The organism is Dietzia sp. HMSC21D01 (assembly GCF_001815995.1).
In the GTDB taxonomy this organism is placed as follows: Bacteria; Actinomycetota; Actinomycetes; order Mycobacteriales; family Mycobacteriaceae; genus Dietzia; species Dietzia cinnamea.
In genome coordinates this window covers 1-2,541 of record NZ_KV823636.1, presented here as the reverse complement: position 1 = coordinate 2,541, position 2,541 = coordinate 1, and the positions used below count along the sequence as shown (strand labels likewise).

The following is a 2,541-nucleotide window of genomic DNA, read 5'->3' as shown; positions in this document are numbered from 1 at the left end:
CGGCACCGGTGCCGGCTCCGGAGGTCGGGGTCGGGGCGATCGGCCGACGCCTGTGGTCCATCGCGCTGCCCGTTCTGCCGGTGCTGTCGGCCGAGCCCGTCTACCTGTTGGTCGACGGCATCATCGTGGGCCGACAGGGCGCGGACGCGCTCGCGGCCCTCGGCGTCGGCGCGCTCGTGCTGCTCGTGCTGGGCACCCAGATGAACTTCCTGTCCTACGGGACCACCGCCCGGTCCGCGCGGCTACACGGCGCCGGTCGGCGCGCTGATGCGGTCGCCGAGGGCGTGCAGGCGACGTGGATCGCCCTCGGCGTCGGAGCGCTCGTGGTCGCCGCGGTATCGGCGCTGATGGGCCCGCTCACCCGCGCCCTCGCCGCCGACGCCGAGGTGGCCGCGGGCGCCGCCGAGTGGCTGCGGGTGGCCGTGTGGGGTATCCCTTGCATCCTCGTCGCCTCGGCCGGCCACGGATGGATGCGCGGCGTCCAGCGCCTGCGCACCCCGCTCGTGCTGGTGGCCGTCGGGATCGGCGTGTCGACCGTCGGCTGCGTGGTGCTGGTCCCCGGACTGGGACCCGCGCCGGAGATGGGTCTGGTCGGCAGCGCCTGGTCCAACCTCGCCGGTCAGCTGCTCATGGCGGGCGGCTTCCTCACCGCGTTGGTCCTCGAGCACACGGGTTCGCTGCGTCCCCGCCGGGCCGTCATCGTCAGCCAGCTGCGGATGGGCGTCGATCTCGTCATCCGTACCGCGTCGTTCCAGATCACCTTCGCCGTGGCCACCACGGCCGCCGCCGCGGCGGGCGTCAACTCGCTCGCCGCCCACCATCTCGCGCAGCAGTTGTGGTCGCTGTACTCGCTCGTCCTGGACTCCGTGGCCATCGCCGCGCAATCGCTCGTGGGCGCCGCCCTGGGCGCCGGTCTGGCCGCGCACGGTCGGGCGCTGGCCCGGGCCGTCGTCGTGTGGTCACTCGGTCTGGGGGTCGCGCTCGCGCTGGTGACCGTGCTCTTCCGTGAGCCGCTGGCGACCCTGCTGGCCGGCGACGCCGGGGTGGCGGACCGGCTGGTGGTGGCGCTGATCGGCATGGCGGTCGTCGTCCTGCCGGCGGCGGTCGTGTTCGGTCTCGACGGGGTCCTGCTCGGCGCCGGGGACGCGGCGTACCTGCGCACGAGCACGGTGATCGCCGCGTTGTGCGGGTTCCTGCCCGTTCTCCTGGCGACCCGGCACTTCGGGTGGGGCCTGACGGGGATCTGGTGGGGGATGGGTGTCTTCGTGGGGATGCGCCTCGTCGCCGTGGGGATGCGGGTGCGCGGTGACCGGTGGGTGGTCCTCGGCGCGCGCACCCCGGAGGCCGCCGGAGCCGACGCGGAGGCCGCCGGATGACCGCGGGTACCGGCGCGGAGGCGGGTCCGTCGCTACGGGCGGTGTCCGACCTGCACGTGGGCCACCGCGGGAACGCCGACGTGGTGGACGACCTCCAGCCCGGCCACCCGGGCGACTGGCTGATCGTGGCCGGAGACGTCGCGGAGAAGACCCGCCACGTGGTGGACGCCCTGGAGCGTCTGGCGGCCCGGTTCGAGCGCGTGATCTGGGTGCCCGGCAACCACGAGCTGTGGATCGGGCGCGATGACGAGGGGATGTCCTCCACCACGAAGTACGACCGGCTGGTGGAGGCGTGCCGGGCGATCGGCGTGGACACCCCCGAGGACCCCTACCCCCTGTGGACCGGCCCCGGCGGGCCGGCGTGGGTGGTGCCGATGTTCCTGTTCTACGACTACAGCTGGACCCCCGTGGCGGGGCAGGCCCGCGCGGAGGCCCTGGCCGGGGCGCGCGAACGCCGGGTGGTGGCGTCCGACGAGTTCCTCATCGACCCGGGCCCGTTCGGCGACGCCGTGGCGTGGTGCCGGGAGCGTCTCGTGGCCACCACGACCCGGCTGGCGCGCCTCGACCCCGCCCATCCGACCGTGCTGATCAACCACTGGCCGCTGTTGCGCGAGCCCACGCGCGTACTACGCCACCCCGACTTCGCGCTGTGGTGCGGGACCGAGCAGACGGCCGACTGGCACCGCCGCTACCGGGCGACCGCGTGTGTCTACGGGCACCTGCACATCCCGCGCACGACCGTGCACGACGGCGTGCGCTTCGAGGAGGTCTCGCTGGGCTACCCGCGGGAGTGGGGGGCCCGTGGGCGTCCGGAGCCGCTGACACGCCAGATCCTGCCCGCCCCGGACGCGCCGCAGGTGCGGTGGGTGCGCGGCGGCGACGGCATGCCGCGGCTCGCCCGGCCCGGGGAGAGCGCTCCGGAGCTCGAGGAGGAGCGGTGACGGCCGATTCGTTCCCCGGTGACCTGTTCCCCGACGACGTGGCAGTGGTGACCGACACGGAGCTCGGCATGGACGACGCCGCCCTGCTGGCGTCGTTGTACCCGGTGGAGGTCGAGCAGATCGGTGCGGCGGTGGAGCGGCGGCGGGTCGACTTCGCCGGGGCGCGGGCCTGTGCGCGGGCGGCCATGACGCGGCTCGGGGTGCCGCCCGGTCCGGTGCTTCGG

The 2,541-nt window shown here is 74.7% G+C and carries 2 protein-coding genes and 1 pseudogene; all 3 read left to right on the top strand.

From position 1 onward, the window contains the following. Positions 1 to 8: 8 nt before the first annotated feature. The gene (locus HMPREF3086_RS00990) at positions 9 to 1,376 is read left to right on the top strand and encodes an MATE family efflux transporter (RefSeq protein ID WP_061227799.1); all 1,368 of its coding nucleotides are present in this window, start codon (positions 9 to 11) and stop codon (positions 1,374 to 1,376) included. Beyond that, positions 1,373 to 2,317 carry a metallophosphoesterase family protein gene (locus HMPREF3086_RS00985; RefSeq protein WP_061227734.1) on the top strand — a complete coding sequence of 315 codons (945 nt, stop codon included), beginning with the start codon at positions 1,373 to 1,375 and terminating at the stop codon, positions 2,315 to 2,317. Before HMPREF3086_RS00990 ends, HMPREF3086_RS00985 begins: the two co-directional genes overlap by 4 nt. Then, positions 2,314 to 2,541 (top strand): annotated as a pseudogene (locus HMPREF3086_RS00980) (4'-phosphopantetheinyl transferase); the annotation flags it as partial. The gene HMPREF3086_RS00985 and the pseudogene HMPREF3086_RS00980, both read left to right, overlap by 4 nt.